The organism is Bacillus sp. P4_D3 (assembly GCF_056401855.1).
Genome location: NZ_JBFUIN010000016.1, coordinates 19,888 through 38,380, shown reverse-complemented (window position 1 = coordinate 38,380; position 18,493 = coordinate 19,888). Strand labels below are relative to the sequence as shown.

Genomic DNA, 18,493 nt, shown 5'->3' with positions numbered 1-18,493 from the left:
ATCTTTTATAGATAGCATAAAAGTAGGCACATCAAATAAACCCTGACGGGTTTCAAATTTTTCGCTATGCTACCTGATGGGCAGAAGTGGTATACTCATACACAACACCTAAAATATCAAAGACTGTTTTTTTCTCATATCTGTGAGATTTTCGTCCGTTTCGCTGTAGGAGGTTAAACAGACGAAGGAGAATCTTTGATAATTCTTGGGTGTTTTTATGTAGTGCTTGATGAAAAAGTAAGAAATAATCTTTAATTATGTACATCGCTTTATATTCACTTAGTTCTTTCTGTTTCTTACGTAACAGGAGTTCTCTCATTTTAAACATAGTAGAAGAACATAATAGGATACTAATGAGTTGTCCATAAAGGTGGCATTCTAATCGCTCTTGTTTAATAGATTTACAACGATGAATTCGAAACCAAGATTTCCATATTTTAAATAACAGCTCAATTTGCCAACGCAGTGAATATAAATCATAGATTTTCTCTTTCGGYACCCATTCCGTAGGAATGTTTGTCATATATACCGTAATTCCTTGTAAAAGTKTCGTACGCTCTGTATATGTAATCCCTTTTTTCTTTTCACGAATAGCTCGATCATGTAGACGTTTCTGTTTTTGCTCCTCTGTACATCTATAAACCACAATGCGAGTGGGTAGTTTGTCTTTGCTCCCTACATATACATCATGTAATTCATAYACTTGGCCAGGTTGTAATTGGTTCATGATGTCTTCCAAATGAATTTGTATATATACCGGTCTCAATTGAGCAGGTTTTGTTTTAAATACCACTGTTTCGAATTCTTTTCTATATATTTTAGTTGGYAATTTAAGACGTGATAAATAATACCCTTCCTTATCTTGGATCGATTTAAAGTCTTGTAAACGAAARTACCCTAAGTCACGAATATAYAGTTCATTCTTTTGTGTCATGTCCATTCGAGTCGCCCCATATGCCTGATCACTTCGTTTTCCTGGTTCAATTTTCACATCAGAAAACTCTCCACTCAACAAGTCATACTCTAATTGAATTTTTACACCAGCTGTATGACTACAGCCTCCGGCACCAGGATAAGTAGCTGCGAATCGATCTGGAACTTGAAAGGTTGTAGAATCAAGGATGCGAATCCGCTCAAAGTAAGCAGAAAGAGAATGAGAAATTGTAGATGAYCCTCCAATTTTAGCTTGTAGAAGTGTAGTAAATACATTTCGAAAGAAGGCTACAGAAGCCGAGTTAAATCGTCGATTAAGTCCCTCAGGACTTAATAAAATTCCWGTWGAAGTTTCTAATTGACTACAAAGTTGAGTAAGAGAGGTTGTAGCGATTTGTTGATTTAACCATACACACAAAGATAAAAAATGGTGCCCATGGCACTTACGTTTTCGTTTCATTCCRCCTGCTTCTATAGCTAATTGATTMAGTGTAGCGGGAGACATATAKCGATATAACTCTTCGGCAAATAAAGACAGCTCTTGTTTTTGATGCATATTCATAAAAAGCACGTCACCCTTTCTCATTAACATAAGAGAATAGTAACGTGCTTTTAAGTTTAAGAATAGTCTAAATCCTTAAGTTGATGGATGTGTGGCGCTACCCCATATGGGAAAAGATACAGTTCATCACGAAGAGCATACACATGTATCCCAGGACAGGGAGCAGGCAAGAAGATAACATATGATGCGACAAATGAATGGTCGAGATTATTAACTAATGAAAGAGGTGTAAGTACAAGTGAAGTATAAAACTCACCTTACAACGAGCCTAGCGGTCGCTCTGCCTGTTCTAGCTTCAACAGGAAACCTTAGGTTGGAAATGTTATAGCGGTTAGTTTTGGGGCTTTATTGCCTGATATTGATGAACAGCATTCATGGATCGGCCGAAAAACTCGTGGAGTATCAGATCTTCTGAATACAGTATTTGGTCATAGGGGAATCACACATTCGCTACTTGGATTAGTGCTTGTGTTGATTCCTATTTTATTTGCAGTAGGAATGACACCATTATCGTTTACCAATGGGATGTGTATTTTTGCTGGGTACTTTCTGCATCTAGTGGAAGATAGTTTTTCGAAAAAAGGAATCAAATGGCTGCTGCCATTATCAAATAAAAATTTCCAAAGTGGTTTTAATGTCTTTTATTACAGCTATAACGGTATAGCGGAGAAGTTAATTTTAATGATTAGCACGATTGTGGTTGTATATGAGCTTTATTCATATGGAATGGCAAGCTTCCAACCTGGGACTTCAGGGGTTTTGGGAGCTTTTAAATCATTATTTGGTTGAGTGGTGAAATTTATTCATTAGAACTGAAAAAGGAGGTGATGTTCAGTTTAAGACAGCAATTACTGTAAATGAATTAACAAACCTTTTAGAGCTGGTATAACAAAAAATAAAGTCAGAGAAGACCGTGTAAAAGATACACGGTCTTTTTTTATTGGAGGAATCGCTATGGAAAATCAAACGAAAAATATAAAGAAATATACAAAAGAAGACATTGAAAAAGCCGCAGCACTTGATATTGTTGATTATTGTATGCAAAATGATATTCCTGTAAAGAGCGACAGTGAGCGTTATTATCGCCTTGTGGATCATGACAGCCTAATTATCGATAGAAAGAAAAACCAATTCTACTGGAACAGTAGAGTTGTTAACGGTAATATTATTAATTTTGTGCAGGAAGTAGAAGGAGCTTCCTTCCCAGGAGCTATGCAGCGGTTAATTGAAGGGGAAAAAGATTATGAAAAGGCTTCAGAGGTTAAATACGTGAGTGAACCTTATGACTATGAGCATTTTTCTGGAAAAGAGGTATCTCATTTTGACCGAGCAAAAGATTACCTGGTGAAGGATAGAAAAATTGATCCTCAAGTAGTAGATGCATTGCATGATAAAGGCTTGATTAAGCAAGATAAGTACAATAATGTTTTGTTTTTATGGAAAGACCGTGAAAATGGAGCAGTGATGGGTGGATCAGAGCAAGGCGTTGTTAAGTCGGATAAATATAAACGTGGGGCGTGGAAAAATATCCAAAAAAACTCTACAGCGAACTACGGTTTTAATGTATTAAATGGTGAACCTCGAAATTTAAAGTTTTTTGAATCATCAATTGATTTGTTGAGTTATGCATCACTACATAAACATGATCTTAAAGATACACATTTGGTTAGTATGGAGGGACTTAAACCACAAGTGATATTTAATTACTATATGAAAAGCCAGGAGCGAATTGGTGATGTCCCTGACAGTCTTTCCTTGTGTGTAGATAATGATCAAGCAGGTAAATCGTTTGTAGAGAGATTAATACATTTTCGATATGGGAAAAATGATGGAAGCATTGTTGCATTTAAACCTGAATTTCCTAAAACACCAGAAGAAGGGCGAAAATGGGATTGGAATGATGAATGTAAACGTGTAGCTAAACTAGAAGAACAGGGAAGACGAACTTCTTATTTACAACAAATGGGCAGAGAAAGATAAACGAAGTATAATTTTAAAATGTAGTGAAATGAACTTGAAAATGTTGATTTTTATTAGTAAATTGCATATAATAAGAGTACAAAATTAGAGTAGCCTTACTTTAGTAGGCGCGAAAAAATTGGTGTAACTCTACCGTAGTGAGTACCAAAAAATTGGTGTAGCCTTACCGTAGTAGGCACAAAAAAAGAATTTTAAAAGTAGGAAGAGTTTTCTTCCTACTTTTTTTGTTTTTAGGGGGAGAAGAGATTTGGCTAATAAAGATAATCCTAAATTTTACACTATTTCAACCAAATATATAGACTATCTAAGAGAAACAGATAGTAAAGTACCCTTTAATAAAGACGAACAGCATAGCAGACCGTATGTAGGTGTATTGGAAAAAATCAATGGTCATGATTATTTTGTGCCTTTAACATCACGTAATGATAAAAATCTTAATAGCCAGGTCAGTGTAAAGTTATTCGATATTGATAACCCTGAGAAGCGAATTGGAGTTTTATTGGTCAATAACATGATTCCAGTCCCAGAAAAAGAGTGTAAAGAAATTGATATAGCAGAAAAAACGGAGACAGATCCTAAGTATGGTAATTTGATGTTAAAACAGTATTTGTTTTTAAAAGAGAATATGGATCGAGTTTCTAATAAAGTGGAAAAAGTATATAAAGATGTAACTGTACAAGGAAAGCCTTCACAAAAACAGAAATTCTTAAAAGGAGTTTGCTGTGATTTCTCTAAATTAGAGGAAAAGTGCCAGGAATATAAAGAAAAGGGTCAAGCTAGAAGAATAGCATATATGCGCCAAATGGGGCGTGAGAGATAAAAGACCAACATAGCGCTATGTTGGTCTTTTTAATTCACTTGTGTAAATGTACACAAATACACATTTACACAAGTTCACAGTATTTTTAGGAGTAGCATAGTCAATGCTGCGCCTTTTTTATATAAAATTTTACTAATGAGAGGAAGTTAAAAATATGTCCGTACTTGTCTTAGCAGAGAAACCGAATCAAGCGAAAGCGTATGCTGAAGCATTCCCGAAAGTTGAAAAGAGAGAGGGTCACTTTTATGTTCCACCTTGTTCTTTATTACCAAGTGGAGGGAATATCACTTGGGCTTATGGGCATCTAGTAGAATTGAAATCCCCTCAAGATTATAAAAAGGAATGGGAAAAATGGGATTTGTCACAATTGCCAATTTTACCTTCACGCTATGAATATAAAGTATCGGCTGATAAGAAAAAACAATTTAATATTGTAAAAAAATTAATGAAGGAAGCTGATACAACGGTCGTAGGCGTTGATATAGACAGGGAAGGTGAAGCAATTGCAAGGTTGATAATCCAGGAAGCTGGATGTACACATAAAAAGATTAAACGCCTATGGATCAATAGCTTAGAAGTAGATGAAATTAAAAAAGGTTTCCAAAACTTAAAACCTGGAGAAGATTTTGAAAGTATGTTTGAGGAAGCGCAAGCTCGTCAAATTAGTGATTGGATCATTGGGATGAATGCTAGTAGATTATATACACTTCTCTTACGTCAGAAAGGGGTTCAAGGAGCTTATAGTGTAGGTCGAGTCCAAACACCAGCGTTATGTTTAATAAATAAGAGACAACAGGAAATTAAAAACTTTAAACCAACGCCTTTCTTTGAATTGGAAGCGCAATTTACTTCTCCAAACGGTGTATACATGGGACGTTATAAAGAGAGATTTGCCACAAAAGGAGAATTAATGAGCTTGCTGCAGCAACATAGTCTTTCTGAAAATAACAGTCAACAAGGCATGATTAAATCTGTAGAAGTAAAACCAAAACAACAAGAAGCACCAAAATTATTCTCTCTTTCTTCTATACAAGCTTTGGCCAACAAAAAATATAAGTATTCACCAGCTGACGTTTTAAAAGGGATTCAGGAATTATATGAAGCTAAATTAGTAACATATCCCCGTACAGACTGCAATTATATTACAGAAGGTGAGTTTGAGTATTTAAAGAATAATTTGAGTGGTTATCAATCCATTGCAAGTGTGAATTTCCAACCGCATTCATTAACTGCAAATAAGCGCTATGTTGATAATAAGAAAGTCCAGGAACACTATGCAATTGTATTAACTAAAAATGTTCCATCAAGAGAAACAATCGCAAGATTACCTGATAAACAAAGAAATTTATATATGGAAGTGTTAAAGAGTGTATTAAGCATGTTCCATGCGCCTTATATGTATGAAGAAACAGTAATAACAAGTGATTTGAACGGTCTGTTGTTCACCACAAAAGGAAAGGCAGAAAAATCCTTAGGATGGAAAGAGTTGTATGTGACGGATAAAATTGAGGAAGAGGACGATCAAGAGAAAGTATCTCTTTTACCCGTAGTTAAACAAGACGAATTTGTCCAGGGCTTAGTAAAATCAAAAGAAGGTGTCACTACGCCACCTAAACCATATACAGAAGGTCAATTGATTACCATGATGAAAAAGTGTGGTTCTTCAGTAGAAGATGAGGAAAGTAAAATTATTCTTAAAGAAGTAGAGGGACTGGGTACAGAAGCAACTCGTGCTGGCATTATAGAAACGTTGAAAAAACAAGGGTATATAGAAGTGAAGCGGAATAAAGTGAGTGTTACACCAAAAGGAGAAATCCTTTGTGAATCAGTTCAGGGAACGATGTTAGCGAAACCTGAACTAACAGCGAAATGGGAAGGTTATTTGCGAAAAATCGGTAAAGAACAAGGTTCTAAGGATATATTTGTTAGTCAAACTAGCGGATTTATTAAGGATCTAATTAAAGGGGCTACAGAATCTATTGGTGAGTTGAAAATAGATAATAAAATTCAAGATATGAAAGCGAAAGATACAATTGGTAAATGCCCGAAATGTGGGAAAGATGTCGTGAATCGTAAAACATTCTATGGGTGCAGTGGTTATAAGGAAGGATGTAAATTCTCAATGTCAGGGGAATATTTAACTAAGAAAATTTCGGAAGCAAATGCAAAGAAATTATTAGAAGGAAAGAAAACAGGGTTAATAAAGAAGATGAAAGGTAAATCAGGGAAAGAATTTGACGGTTACTTGAAATTATCACAATCGGGTAGGTTAGAACTTGAATTTGCAGCAAAAAAATAACCAGGAATYAWAGTAGGTAAGGRGAGWAGAAAAAGTGAATATGAAAGCTGTTTTGCAAAAAGGTAAATGGGTGTTAATAGCAAMTGGACTAGCGATTTTGTCCAGTTTGCTKTTTTCTTATATAAAGGCGAGTCTATCAATTGGAACTGGAAATGTAGTGAATGTAAATCAAAAGATAGAAATAAATYTTTTATATGTATTGATACCTGTATTGGTTGCCCCTATCATTGAAGAGTTTATATTTAGAAAGATTTTGCCACTTGGATTAGAAGTATTGTTGGAGCGGATCAATCGAACAACAGCAATCATTATTGCTAACGGTATCTTTGCAGCGGTTCATTTTGACTGGTTCTTCTTCCCTTACTTTGTAAATGGTTGTTTATATGCATGGAGTTACGAAAAGACAAAAGATTTGAAAGTACCAATGTCAGCTCATATCTTATATAATGCATTTGTATTTTTGGCATCAAGCTTTTTAGTTAATTAACATGGCGCTATAGCAATTATCTAAATAAAAGGACTTCATAACTATTTATGAAGTCTTTTTTTATTTAAACTTCATTTTGTGAACTTGTGTAAAAGTGTAAATGTACACAAGTGTACATTTATTATTGATATGTCAGTTTAAGAGTTGTATAATAGCGTTAAGGAATATAAAATGTACACATGTGAACTTGTGTAAGTGTCCACATTTACACAAAGATGAGGAGGAAGTAACGTGGAAGAATATGAAATTGGATATGAAGAGCGATATTCATGTGAATCTTGTGGAGAGGGATTTATGGAAGGAGCATATAGGGTGTTTTTGCCCATACCCTCGAAAAGGGGGAATAAGGGCTCAGCCAAATAATCTTTGGGTGAAATATAAGAAAAAGAGGAAAAGTTCATTTTATCCTGGTTATTTTCTCAATGTTTCTCTTTTTCCACTCGTGTTCCAATTTTCATTATTTATGGTTATTGCTATAGTTTTGGCAGCATCCGCCTTGTTATATCCGGCATCTTTCATAAGTGTTTGAAATTGTTTCAAAGCTTTTATATCTTTTGAAGTAAAGGTTCGATACTCGCGATTACTTTTAGGATCACGAATTTTTATAAAGATGTATTCATGTTTTTCTAACTCTAAACACCATTTACGCAAATAGCTTTCGCTAATACTTAACATTTCTGCTACTTCCTTGGTTAGGAAAGCTGGGAGTGGCTCGGATTGTATACCATTCCGTGTTCTATCAGACATCGTTCCTCACGCTCCTCTTAACGTTCCAATTGACGTTCCTAAAGTTACATTATACATGATAAAACGAAATACCTTTGAAATGTGAAATTTGTTGGTAATATCGGCTAAGGGCAAAGTACCTTATTATTCTAATGAACGAATAGAATGTAGACTAGTAAACAAGCTGTTTTTGTTTTTAAGCATAGAATATGATGAATTCTATTGTTAAGAGGAGGAAATCATATTTATGGGGTGTAATGGTAATTTCAGACATTTTCGTGATTGTAATAGATTTTGGGATGATTTAATGTTTTGCAGACGCAGACATAGAGATTTTGATGATTGTTGTTGTAGACGTGACCGTGACTGCGATTGTGATGATTGTCGTCGCAGACGTAATCATCATCATGACTGTGATCGTGATGATCGTCGAGATTGTTAAATCTCTTTGAACGAGTGCTTTGAAGAAAAGTACTCGGTTTTTATTTTCATAAAAATATGGATTTGGTGGCCTATTTATTTTAATAATTGTATTGTTTATTCTTTTAATTAACATTGGATATATTTGTTTTTTTACGTTATTTGTACAAATAACATGATAGCATGAAAAGGAATAATTGCTGTACGTATGAATGTACTAACATTCTTTTTCTATTATTATTTTAAATTAACTAAAATGTACATCAATAAAAGATATAGTTCTAGTTCCTGTTGGTTTGCTATAAATAAGTGATGTTATGTAAGAAAGTTGGTACAAGTTAATAGATGGCAATAGGTAAGATGACTCTAACAGGTGATCCAAGGGTCAATCTTATCTATTGTCATCTATATCCAAATATAAAGTATTAAAAATCAAAGTTATAGATAACTGGTATATCCATTCTAGGGAAGCCGCCCATACCTTGTCCAGGGAARCCGCCCATACCYWKTCCAGGGAARCCGCCCATACCTTGTCCAGGGAAGCCGCCCATACCTTGTCCAGGGAARCCGCCCATACCCATTCCAGGGAAACCTATAATACGGTGAGAATCTAATGTCATGTTTTCACCTACTTTTTATAAATATTTCCTATTCTTTTACATGCTATGTTTAAAGAAAATAAAGGAGCTTATTCTTATTTGAAATTAGGCAGACTAACTACTGATAATACTGATTATGTGAACGAAAAGGTCACTTCAGAAAATCTGAAGCGACCTTTTCTAGGTTTCTAGATATATGAACTACCGATAAGTGGGGTTATGTAAATTAGATTTGTATATGGGATATATTTTTGAAAACAAAATAAGACTGCGTTGGTATGGAAAACTTTTTTAGTTTAAATTATAAGGAGTAAGGTGAAGATGGTTATAGAGAAAGGAAGGTAGAGTCAAAATGCTATTTAATATTCTAATTGCATTTGTGTTACCTTGGACTGTTGGAATTTTTCACCTTTACAAAAAAGAGAGAAGAATTATACCTCTGATTGGCTCATTTGGTTGTGTCGTTGCTTTTGTCGTAAATGAATTCGGCCTTTATTGTGGTTTTTGGAGAATTGCTCCTTTCCTTGATCAAAAAACTTTGTCTGGCTTACCTTTCAATATAGGACTTTATCCGATTTTGGCAAGTTACTTGATATTCTTTATAAAGAAAACCAAAAGACCTTACTTGATGGTCTTTTTTATATCGCTATTTACTACTCTTCTTGAAATGACATTAGTTTTAAGTGGGAAAATCGTATATGGTAACGGATGGAATATTATTTGGACATTTTTTTCCTATATCATCCCTTATATGTGGGTGTACTGGTATTACCTCTATTTAAGAAAATTACAAGTCATTAGCTAAATTTTGAAGGCAACATAATAGAACTCGAATATTTTTGATTGCCGATAACGAAAATTATGTAAAAAAGCTAGCATGGATCTAGCTTTTTCTTTTTTTGTTCATAGATTTAAACCTCTTTATTTATAGTGTTTTGAATGTATATTTTCGTTAGTGATTTTAGATAAAATCAGTAAAGTGCGATAAAACCAATAAATTAAAGAAAATGAATGTAAACTAACATTTAAAAGGGGGAGGGATCATCAAGATTCTTCTTTCTTTTTTTATTTATTTGTTATGATCAATAAAAAGAAAGAAGAGTTAACAAACTAGAATGTCAATGGTTAAGCGGACAGAACGAAACGGAAGTGTAGTGAAGGAGCATTAAGGGGTACAGACCCATCGCTATCAAGCTAAGAAATACAAAYAYCTCCAAAACGAGARAATKKRCATCTTCATGTGAAAATGTACAACTTTTTTGTTTTGCGGTGTTAAAAAAATTCTTAAGTTGATGGGCATGTTGGTAGGACCCCATCGCTATCAAGCTAATAGGGGTACCGCCCCATGCCCATCAAGCTAAGATTTTGAAGTACCCCCAAAACAAAAATTTTATCTCACCACAGTTGTTTGTTTATGAGAATTCAGTGTACTTTTGTCGTTTTGGAGAACAATGAATTTCTTAACCTGATGGCGATGGGGAGTTATATTATTTTTCTTCCTACCAAATGGTCAAAATGCAAATGAGAGCTAATAGCACAGAGAAGATCTTCTGGTGCATAGCCCACTCGTTTTAAAATGTTTACAATTCTATCATCCGGTTTCATTTTTTGGAAGAATCTGACCTTCAACAAACGTTCCCTTAAAAATATCTTCATTATCTACTACACTTTCTGGCATTCCTGTGTCTATCAAAATAGGGCCTTCTGTTGTTTTCAAAAGATAGCTCCATACAGGCAAATTCAGAAGTTTACCTGGAGTAGGCATACTATTAACCGAAGAGTGATCTAACATGGCAGCGGCCAGCTGATAAAAAATACAGTTTTTTATCAGTCATTATATATCCACATTCTCCCCTCAGTTTGGATGAAACAATAACGTAATACTTCCGCTAGTAACAAACTTTTTCCTTCTATCTCTTTTTTCACTATAAACTTTTCTTTACATTTTCATGTATCCATTTCCGCATCATCTGTAACTCCTCATTTGAGGCAGTTCCTTCTCCATATCTAACTTTCTCATAAATTGGAATAATATCACTGTTCTTATGAATACGGGAAAACCATTGTTGAACCGTCTCTTGTAACCTTCTCTTTTCAAACTTTGATAATGTTAGCTCCCATTTTATTAGCATTGCTCTTACTTCTTCCGCTGGCAGTATTAAGCTATCTCGTTCTTCTTGTTCTGCATCTTCCCCAATTTTTCGTACTTCTTTTTGTTTCAAATGTATATGATGAATTGTCTGCTTCTTATTCCGCATACGGCGAAAGATAAAAATTATGATTACCATCACTAAGAATAGGATGCCAATTTGTATAAATATATTTTCAATGCTAACCCCTATAAACCCTGCATCGTCATTTTGTCCCTTTCTATCTTGGGAAAATCTTTCAAACTTTCCCTCCTTAAAATATCCCTCTTCATCAGAATCAGGCGGATTTTCAATTTCACCTAATGCCCCTCCTGAATCATCCCCAGGCTCCCGAGCTTCTCCTCTTCTGCTTCCTTCTAAGCTTTCCTTGCTTTTCCGTATCGTCTCTTCACTAGATACATCAGCTTCTCCCTCCTGATAAAAAAAATCTACCACCTTCTCTTTTGCAAAAAATGCACCTTTCGTTATTCCAATCGCCAATACAAAACAAGCGCTAATGGCTAGAAAACAAAATATAACACGCGATCCCCATTTCAATTTATTCACCGTTCCTCCCTTTACTTCACAATTTGTATCCACCCTTTTTGTTTTTCCGGTGGATATCCAATAATTAATGGAATCCCCCCTGCTTCTTGTCTGCGAAATCCTGTTTGATAAAAGAAATGTGCATTCAATGGTATATCTTTTTCTGTTAACGAAGATAACAAATCCATTGCTTTATAAAGTTGTTTTCGGTGCTTTCCACCTTTTAAGTGAATGACGCCTTGTTCCCGTACGCCATTTATCCATAGTTCGAACGAGCAGTCTTGCGAGATTAACTCCCGACATACCCCAGCAGCGACTTGAATTAAATATTCCATATCTGTACGAAGCGTATATCCCGTTTTCCCTACTACATTTACATAAAGTGCATATCGATCGCCTTGTGTATATTCATATTTTTTCGCACTAATGACCCCAGTTTTCGCAGTCGCCCCCCAATGAATAGAGCGAAATGATTCCCCTTCATATTCTTTCACACCTACTATTTTCGTTTCATCATATAACGGAGAAACAGCCGCTCTGCGAAATCCATGCTTCCACGTTGTTATTTCGGGTATCATCACTTTCAACATTTGCGGAAGAATATGAAATTCAGGGAGTTCCTTGTGTTCAATAGGCAAGTAATACGTTAAAAGGCCGAATGGATCTGATATTATGAGTTCTGCTGCTTGCCACCCTTGTCTTCCTCTTTCATTTGCACTCCCCTCTAACATAATTGTTATCATATCTCTTCCTTCTAATTGGAGAGGAATTTGATAAGAGTGATGCGAACGCTGCATCTTCTGATCCGTTTCCCACTCTATTTGTTCATCCGAACGAAATTGAAGAGTTGCTTTAAAGATTGGAAAACGTGCTTCATTTATAATTTGCACTACACACTCTCCTCTTTCATTCATAAATAGTCTCTTTTGATTTTGCGAGATATCCCATTTCACTCTCATGACTACTTTCATATACAAATGTAAAAATCCAGCTAACAACAAATAAAACAAAAAGAGGACCACAATAAAAAGTTGATTTGTAAAAACAAAGAGAATAAGAAAAATAACGCCGATTCCCCCTATAAAGAGAGGTTCCAGCAACGGATTTTTCCTTTTTATAATCTCATTCATACGCTTTCTACCGGCACTGCAATTTTTTCTAAAATTCCTTGCAGTACATCTACTTTAGTTGTTTTCATATCCCCTTCAATTGTTAACGTTAATCGATGAGCACAAACCGGAGTTGCCAAGGCTTTCAAATCATCAGGAGTTACATATTCCCGCTCCTTTAATAATGCCCTTGCTTGCGCCGCTCTCATAAAAGCTAAAGAGCCACGAGGACTAACCCCGATTTCTATCAAATCATGATTTCGCGTTGCTTCTACAATATCAAGCAAGTATTCTTCCACCTCATCGTGTATATGGATTCTTTTAGATTGCTCTTGCAACTCTAATATGTCAGAAAGAGTTACAACACTTTGTAAATCGTTAAATGGATTATTTTCTTTAAATCGTTTTAGCATTTCTTTTTCATATATACGATCTGGATACCCTTGCCGAATGGTTAATAGAAAGCGATCTAGCTGCGCATCTGGAAGCGTAAAAGTTCCTGCCGATTCTAATGGATTTTGCGTTGCTAATACAATAAATAGCATTGGTAATACATGCGTTACGCCCGAAATTGTTACGGTACGCTCCTCCATTACCTCTAACAACGCTGATTGTGTTCGCGGGACAGCCCTGTTAATTTCATCTACTAAAACTAGATTTGCAAAAATAGGTCCTTTTCTCGTTTTAAAATCACTTTCTTTCATATCAAAGTATTCTAATCCTACTACATCACCCGGCAACGTATCCGATGTAAATTGAATACGCTGAAAAGCCCCATCAATACTTTTCGCAAGAGTTTTGGCTAATGTTGTTTTCCCCGTTCCTGGTACGTCTTCTAATAAAACATGTCCATTTGCAACTAATGCAATCATCGCTAAATCAATTACTCCTTCCTTTCCTACAATAACTTTTGAAACGTTTTCTTTAATTTTTTCTAATATGTTCATATTCCTTATCCCCTTTTATATTATTTGTTTTTTCTGATATTTTACCACGATAAACATTTTCTATAAACTGGAAAATACGAATTTTGTTAGTGCTACCCCATGCCCATCAAGCGAAGTTAAAATCATACCCTTAAAATAAAAAAACGTTATGCTTATCGTAAGAAGTTTATGAGAAAGGATGGTGTTTTTAATGAATCCTATTATTTCAAATGAACTGAATCTTTTTGCACAAGAGCTACAATACTTTTTATCTCCAGTAGTCCTACAAGATATCGCCAAACAAGTTGGCTTTGTACAGCGATCTAGTAAGTATCAAGCAAACGAACTCATTGCTCTTTGCGTATGGCTCAGTCAGGAAATAGCTAGCACATCACTTTCACAATTGTGTAGTCGATTGGAAGCTTCCACTGGGGTACTGATGAGTCCAGAAGGACTGAATCAACGCTTTAATCCAGCCGCTGTCGCATTTCTTCGAGAAGTCTTTACTTCCCTTCTCACACAAAAACTCTGTTCAAATCACTCGCTTTCTGCACACATGATCTCTACTTTCAATCGTATCCGTATTTTAGATGCGACAGTGTTTCAACTGCCTGATCATTTCGCCACTAACTATCAAGGTTCAGGCGGGAGTAGTAATACGGCAGGCGTGAAAATCCAATTGGAATATGATTTACTTAGTGGTCAATTTCTTAACGTGCAGCTTGGACCAGGAAAGAATAATGATAAAACATACGGTACCATCTGCCTTGAAACCGTAGAGGCGGGCGATTTGTGTTTACGTGATCTTGGTTACTTCGATTTAGGAGACTTACAAACTATTCATGATAAAGAGGCTTACTATATCTCGCGGTTGAAGCTGAATACACGCATTTATATCAAGAACCCTGAGCCAGAATACTTCAACAACGGCACGTTAAAAAAGCAAACAGAATACATCCAACTTGATATGACACAAATGATGTCGGGTCTAATCCCAGGTGAAACGATAGAAATCCCCGAGGCATACATTGGCCAAAATCAGAAGCTTCCAGCACGTGTCATTATCCATCGTTTAACCGATAATCAAACGCAAACACGCCTGAAAAACCAAGCGATACGTGAAAAGAAAAAAGGCATTGTCATGAAGGATAAAAGTAAACGTTTAATGGGTATGAATGTATATATCACGAACACGTCTCTAGAAGGAGTACCAACGAACTACGTGCACTCATTGTATTCACTTCGTTGGCAGATTGAAATTTTGTTTAAAACGTGGAAGTCATTTTTTGAAATTGATGAATGTAAAAATATTAAAAGAGAACGCCTAGAGTGCCATTTATATGGACAACTCATCGGCATTCTCCTCTGTTCTTCTACGATGTTTCAAATGCGACAGTTTCTGCTTGAAAAGACAAAGCAGGAGCTGAGTGAATACAAAGCGATTTATATGATTAAAGGTTACTTTCCGTTACTGTTTCAAGCGATAGCCGTTGGCACAGAAGAAATTTTAAAAATTTTGCATCGTCTTTATCTGCTGCTCAAAAAGAACGGTCGTAAATGTCATCGGTATAAGAAGATGACCGTCTTTGATATTCTAGGGATTGTGTATAAAACGACGGTAAAGCATAGACAAGCTGCCTAGCGAAAAAATCACGTTTTAATAGGCTTCTTTAGCATGCCTACTTTTCTATCAATTGCTAGTTTTGAAACAAGGATCGTTTCATATCTAGTAATTTACTTGGTTAGCTTGATGGGCATGCGGCTGTACCCCTATTAAATAAATATGCTAATGACGTATTGAATTTTTTTAAAGAGATTTCAGATTTAAAATTATTTTTCGTTATTTCTGTCATAGCAGTCTGTTGCTATGGGGTATCATGGATATTATCTATTCGTATCTATCAAAACAAAGCTTTTTAATAGTAAATTCTTAAAGGAGGATTGTTTAAATGACATCAAAAAAAGAGCGTCCTAATCGAATACGAGAGTGGCTGAAAATTCTTGGAGCATTTCTAGTCATGCAATTAATCTTTATCATCCTTGATATGACTTCGTGGATACCAAACTTCAAGGAAGGAGGAGTTGGAGACCGTCTTGTTAATTCTGAGTTCTTTACGGAATGGTTCGCTCCTTATAAAACAAAGCAATTTAACGTACTAACGGCAGTTATGGCTATTTTATTATTCCTAAATGTATTAACAGGTGTAATAAAAGACGCCTTTTCTAGAAAAAGAGTTAATTAGCACATGCTGCGACCCAAAATAGTGGCTGTTTGTTTTTTTCTTCGAGCTGTTCTTTGTTCCGAACTAGCTGTACATCAATTAAACGTTGCTTTTTATCCATCTATTTTCCAATCCTGTTATTTTCAATGATTTGAATGTATACTTTTATCTAATTCCAATGAAATTAGATAAAAGTCAATGTTTAAGGGGGAATGAAAGTAAACTTTTGGCTAAAAGTTTACTTTCGTTTCTATTAGAAAAACAAAAAGACCTTGTAGCAATTGCTACAAGGTCTTTTTAAGATAACAACAATAATACCTTTGGTTCGTATCAATTTGCTATTTTCATACTTTTGTAAAACTCTTTTTCACTATATGGTGACCCCTAATATGAAAAATATTACTATATATCCTACGAATAGTTTTTCTATATTGTACTAAGTGTTATTCTTTAAATAAACATCTTGGAAATACATATTTGCTTATAAAAAGGAGATAAAGATTTTGAAAAAGAAGCTGATGCTTGTTTTTTGTCTGACTATTTTATTCATATTATCTGCTTGTCAAAAAGAATACAACGGAAAATATGTACAATGGGGCGACACTATAGAAAGCGTTAACACAGACAAACTAGAGAGGAATAACATTCCATATAAAGTGGAGGGTAATAAGGTGTATATTCCAGAAGATGCATTTGATGATGCTGTAGTGTGCTGTTCTTAGGTGAGCATAAAACCGTAGAAATGGTAAATTTCTACGGTTTTTATTGCATTAATTTAAATTTCTTTCGTAGTGGCCCATCATACCTCGAATCATTTCCGTACTCCAGTAAGGCTTTTTTTTATCGTTTTTTAACGACATCCAACATCAATATAAATTAATTGTGTGGATTAGATAAATTACTGAATAATTGCTCTGTAAATTGATTTATTAGCCCAGATGCTTTTTCATTTTTTCTTGTTACCTTCCAAAGATAATAGGGGATCGTTTTATATTTATCTATGGAGACAGTGATAATTTCATTTTTTTGCTCTGGGGGTAATGAATGAACAAGATAATCGGGACCAATTGTAACTGCATTTTCATGAATAATCATTCGGAAGATACCTTCTATGCTATTGGTTATTAATGAGACTTTATTCCATAAATGCGTCGGTAAAATATCTTGAGTAATCTTTTTTAAGTAGGGATCATTATACAAAACAATCATTTCATCCTCTAATTCATCACCTGAGATACTCTGTTTAAAGCGCAAATGGGATCGTTTATTTATTACTAACAAGGTTTCACCTTTTACTAATGGTTCCCATGTTAAAAATTCTTCTTCTTTTTCCGTTTTAAAAGATACAAATCCTAAATCAGCATGGCCGTTTTGAACGTAATTTAGGACTAATCTAGAATCACCTTCAACTAACTGGATATTCACATGAGGAAAGTCTTTCCTAAATTTTATTGTAGTATCAATTATCTGTGAGATCATCCCTGGGATAGTAGCAATAATAATATTTTCTTGATTCTCACTTTGGAATACTGATATTTCATTCTTCATTTTATTAATCGTTTTCAAAACAGTAAGCGCATGTTGAATAACGATTTTCCCTTCAATAGTTGAATTGGTTCCTTTCCTTGAACGGGTAAAGAGTGTAACACCCAATTCATTCTCTAATTGTGCAATGGATTGGCTTATTGTTGGTACGGTCATACGGTTTTTTTTTGCTGCTTCAGTGAAAGAGCCTAACTCTCCTACATCAATTAAATATTGAAGCTGAATGATATTCATGTAAGACACATCCTTAAAAAAAATTTAAGTGAAAATAAATTTAATTAAATTTATTTTATCATAATTGTAAATTACAATACAGATGTAGAAGCAAAGCATTCATATCGCTTTGTTACAAGATGTTTTATAAAGAAAATTTTTTATGAAAGATAGCTTATAAAATAATAAAAGCTCAAGATTATCATCATAGGGAGTGTAAAACGAATGAATATCAACAATGTGCCAAAACATTTAACTACACCATTGACTTCACCAGCATATCCAATGCCGCCATATAAATTTGTGAATCGGGAATATTTAAATATTATTTATAGAACTGACATGACAGCTTTACGTAAAGTTGTACCTGAGCCTTTAGAAATTACGGAACCTTTCGTTAAGTTTGAGGTGATGAAGATGCCTGATGTTTCTGGACTTGGTTCTTATACTGAAGCAGGACAAGTTATACCAGTAAGCTTTAATGGAGAAGAGGGTGATTATATACATTCCATGTATGTTGACAACTTCCCAGCGATTGCAAGTGGGCGTGAACTGTCCGCTTATCCAAAAAAATTAGGTAATCCAGAGTTGCTTATAGACTCGGATACTTTAGTTGGGACACTTGATTATGGTTCATTACGTGTTGCAACTGCAACAATGGGCTATAAACATATTCCATTAGATCATAAAGAAGCTCTAAAAGAAATATCCCGCCCAAATTTTATGGTTAAGATAGCAACGGGATATGAAGGACAATTAAAGGTTTGTGATTTGGTTCGTACTCAAATTACAGATATCACAATAAAGGAAGCTTGGACGGGACCTGCACGATTGCAACTATTTGAGCATGCACTTGCACCGCTCGCAGATTTACCAGTCCTTGAGGTTGTTTCAGCTACACATATTTTGACTGATTTAACTTTAAATGCTGTACAGCCAGTTTATAATTTTCTGAATACGAAATAAAGAAAGGTGTG

Annotated in this window: 18 protein-coding genes and 3 pseudogenes; 13 read left to right on the top strand and 8 right to left on the bottom strand. The window is 34.9% G+C overall.

The window, feature by feature from the left end; all coding sequences use genetic code 11:
- Positions 1-64 precede the first annotated feature (64 nt).
- Complete coding sequence (locus AC1DTM_RS05335; RefSeq protein WP_477000071.1) at positions 65-1,495, bottom strand: IS4-like element ISBce2 family transposase; 1,431 nt, start codon at positions 1,493-1,495, stop codon at positions 65-67.
- A gap of 238 nt (positions 1,496-1,733) precedes the next feature.
- Between AC1DTM_RS05335 and AC1DTM_RS05330 the strand changes: the two are divergent.
- The 6 genes and pseudogenes from AC1DTM_RS05330 (at position 1,734) to AC1DTM_RS05305 (ending at position 7,444) form a co-directional block, all read left to right on the top strand.
- A pseudogene (locus tag AC1DTM_RS05330) lies at positions 1,734-2,284 on the top strand (metal-dependent hydrolase).
- A 165-nt stretch (positions 2,285-2,449) separates the two neighbouring features.
- A complete protein-coding gene (locus AC1DTM_RS05325; RefSeq protein ID WP_016104012.1) occupies positions 2,450-3,475 on the top strand; it encodes a DUF3991 and TOPRIM domain-containing protein in 1,026 nt (341 codons plus the stop codon).
- Between the two features lie 247 nt (positions 3,476-3,722).
- The gene (locus AC1DTM_RS05320; protein ID WP_002144420.1) at positions 3,723-4,295 is read left to right on the top strand and encodes a type III toxin-antitoxin system ToxN/AbiQ family toxin; all 573 of its coding nucleotides are present in this window, start codon (positions 3,723-3,725) and stop codon (positions 4,293-4,295) included.
- Positions 4,296-4,449: 154 nt separating this feature from the next.
- Complete coding sequence (locus AC1DTM_RS05315) at positions 4,450-6,594, top strand: type IA DNA topoisomerase (protein ID WP_088099762.1); 2,145 nt, start codon at positions 4,450-4,452, stop codon at positions 6,592-6,594.
- Between the two features lie 34 nt (positions 6,595-6,628).
- Positions 6,629-7,081 (top strand): lysostaphin resistance A-like protein, encoded by a 453-nt coding sequence (locus AC1DTM_RS05310; protein ID WP_477000070.1) that lies wholly within the window; start codon positions 6,629-6,631, stop codon positions 7,079-7,081.
- 231 nt (positions 7,082-7,312) lie between these two features.
- Complete coding sequence (locus AC1DTM_RS05305; protein WP_267864875.1) at positions 7,313-7,444, top strand: hypothetical protein; 132 nt, start codon at positions 7,313-7,315, stop codon at positions 7,442-7,444.
- Between the two features lie 48 nt (positions 7,445-7,492).
- On the opposite strand, the gene AC1DTM_RS05300 is transcribed toward AC1DTM_RS05305, so the two are convergent.
- Positions 7,493-7,828, bottom strand: coding sequence for a MerR family transcriptional regulator (locus AC1DTM_RS05300; RefSeq protein WP_016104000.1), 336 nt, complete (start codon positions 7,826-7,828; stop codon positions 7,493-7,495).
- 226 nt (positions 7,829-8,054) lie between these two features.
- Here AC1DTM_RS05300 and AC1DTM_RS05295 point away from each other — a divergent pair, with 226 nt between their 5' ends.
- Positions 8,055-8,249, top strand: coding sequence for a hypothetical protein (locus AC1DTM_RS05295; protein ID WP_016103999.1), 195 nt, complete (start codon positions 8,055-8,057; stop codon positions 8,247-8,249).
- A gap of 403 nt (positions 8,250-8,652) precedes the next feature.
- Here the strand turns inward: AC1DTM_RS05295 and AC1DTM_RS05290 are convergent, their stop codons facing one another.
- Positions 8,653-8,847, bottom strand: coding sequence for a hypothetical protein (locus tag AC1DTM_RS05290; RefSeq protein ID WP_477000069.1), 195 nt, complete (start codon positions 8,845-8,847; stop codon positions 8,653-8,655).
- Positions 8,848-9,178: 331 nt separating this feature from the next.
- Between AC1DTM_RS05290 and AC1DTM_RS05285 the strand changes: the two genes are divergently transcribed.
- Positions 9,179-9,631, top strand: a complete 453-nt coding sequence (locus AC1DTM_RS05285; protein WP_002144427.1) for a CBO0543 family protein — start codon at positions 9,179-9,181, stop codon at positions 9,629-9,631.
- A gap of 692 nt (positions 9,632-10,323) precedes the next feature.
- Here the strand turns inward: AC1DTM_RS05285 and AC1DTM_RS05280 are convergent.
- From AC1DTM_RS05280 to AC1DTM_RS05265, 4 genes and pseudogenes are all read right to left on the bottom strand, one after another.
- A pseudogene (locus tag AC1DTM_RS05280) lies at positions 10,324-10,661 on the bottom strand (MBL fold metallo-hydrolase); the annotation flags it as partial.
- Positions 10,662-10,751: 90 nt separating this feature from the next.
- Entirely contained in the window at positions 10,752-11,522 is a 771-nt protein-coding gene (locus AC1DTM_RS05275; RefSeq protein WP_088099761.1) for a hypothetical protein, read from the bottom strand.
- 11 nt (positions 11,523-11,533) lie between these two features.
- Positions 11,534-12,631 carry a DUF58 domain-containing protein gene (locus AC1DTM_RS05270; RefSeq protein ID WP_070145867.1) on the bottom strand — a complete coding sequence of 366 codons (1,098 nt, stop codon included), beginning with the start codon at positions 12,629-12,631 and terminating at the stop codon, positions 11,534-11,536.
- Positions 12,628-13,557: an AAA family ATPase gene (locus AC1DTM_RS05265; protein WP_088099759.1), complete on the bottom strand. Its 930-nt coding sequence runs from the start codon at positions 13,555-13,557 to the stop codon at positions 12,628-12,630. The genes AC1DTM_RS05270 and AC1DTM_RS05265 overlap by 4 nt, the downstream gene beginning before the upstream one ends.
- 190 nt (positions 13,558-13,747) lie before the next feature.
- On the opposite strand from AC1DTM_RS05265, the gene AC1DTM_RS05260 reads away from it, so the two are divergent.
- From AC1DTM_RS05260 to AC1DTM_RS05245, 4 genes and pseudogenes are all read left to right on the top strand, one after another.
- On the top strand, positions 13,748-15,178 hold the full coding sequence (locus AC1DTM_RS05260; RefSeq protein ID WP_477000068.1) for an IS4 family transposase: 1,431 nt from the start codon (positions 13,748-13,750) through the stop codon (positions 15,176-15,178).
- 128 nt (positions 15,179-15,306) lie between these two features.
- Positions 15,307-15,456, top strand: a pseudogene (locus AC1DTM_RS05255) (ABC-2 transporter permease); the annotation flags it as partial.
- A 29-nt stretch (positions 15,457-15,485) separates the two neighbouring features.
- Positions 15,486-15,779 (top strand): YfzA family protein, encoded by a 294-nt coding sequence (locus AC1DTM_RS05250; RefSeq protein WP_367959843.1) that lies wholly within the window; start codon positions 15,486-15,488, stop codon positions 15,777-15,779.
- A 497-nt stretch (positions 15,780-16,276) separates the two neighbouring features.
- On the top strand, positions 16,277-16,480 hold the full coding sequence (locus AC1DTM_RS05245; RefSeq protein WP_282896194.1) for a hypothetical protein: 204 nt from the start codon (positions 16,277-16,279) through the stop codon (positions 16,478-16,480).
- 154 nt (positions 16,481-16,634) lie between these two features.
- Here the strand turns inward: AC1DTM_RS05245 and AC1DTM_RS05240 are convergent, their stop codons facing one another.
- Positions 16,635-17,537: a LysR family transcriptional regulator gene (locus AC1DTM_RS05240; RefSeq protein WP_477000067.1), complete on the bottom strand. Its 903-nt coding sequence runs from the start codon at positions 17,535-17,537 to the stop codon at positions 16,635-16,637.
- A 204-nt stretch (positions 17,538-17,741) separates the two neighbouring features.
- Between AC1DTM_RS05240 and AC1DTM_RS05235 the strand changes: the two genes are divergently transcribed.
- The gene (locus tag AC1DTM_RS05235; RefSeq protein WP_367959766.1) at positions 17,742-18,482 is read left to right on the top strand and encodes an acetoacetate decarboxylase; all 741 of its coding nucleotides are present in this window, start codon (positions 17,742-17,744) and stop codon (positions 18,480-18,482) included.
- Positions 18,483-18,493: the final 11 nt, after the last annotated feature.

Excerpts from the sequence above, each read along its gene's own strand:
- AC1DTM_RS05325 (WP_016104012.1), top strand. The coding sequence starts at position 2,450 with ATGGAAAATCAAACGAAAAATATAAAGAAATATACAAAAGAAGACATT.
- AC1DTM_RS05315 (WP_088099762.1), top strand. The coding sequence starts at position 4,450 with ATGTCCGTACTTGTCTTAGCAGAGAAACCGAATCAAGCGAAAGCGTAT.
- AC1DTM_RS05300 (WP_016104000.1), bottom strand. The coding sequence starts at position 7,828 with ATGTCTGATAGAACACGGAATGGTATACAATCCGAGCCACTCCCAGCT.
- AC1DTM_RS05295 (WP_016103999.1), top strand. The coding sequence starts at position 8,055 with ATGGGGTGTAATGGTAATTTCAGACATTTTCGTGATTGTAATAGATTT.
- AC1DTM_RS05285 (WP_002144427.1), top strand. The coding sequence starts at position 9,179 with ATGCTATTTAATATTCTAATTGCATTTGTGTTACCTTGGACTGTTGGA.
- AC1DTM_RS05270 (WP_070145867.1), bottom strand. The coding sequence starts at position 12,631 with ATGAATGAGATTATAAAAAGGAAAAATCCGTTGCTGGAACCTCTCTTT.
- AC1DTM_RS05265 (WP_088099759.1), bottom strand. The coding sequence starts at position 13,557 with ATGAACATATTAGAAAAAATTAAAGAAAACGTTTCAAAAGTTATTGTA.
- AC1DTM_RS05260 (WP_477000068.1), top strand. The coding sequence starts at position 13,748 with ATGAATCCTATTATTTCAAATGAACTGAATCTTTTTGCACAAGAGCTA.
- AC1DTM_RS05250 (WP_367959843.1), top strand. The coding sequence starts at position 15,486 with ATGACATCAAAAAAAGAGCGTCCTAATCGAATACGAGAGTGGCTGAAA.
- AC1DTM_RS05245 (WP_282896194.1), top strand. The coding sequence starts at position 16,277 with ATGCTTGTTTTTTGTCTGACTATTTTATTCATATTATCTGCTTGTCAA.
- AC1DTM_RS05240 (WP_477000067.1), bottom strand. The coding sequence starts at position 17,537 with ATGAATATCATTCAGCTTCAATATTTAATTGATGTAGGAGAGTTAGGC.
- AC1DTM_RS05235 (WP_367959766.1), top strand. The coding sequence starts at position 17,742 with ATGAATATCAACAATGTGCCAAAACATTTAACTACACCATTGACTTCA.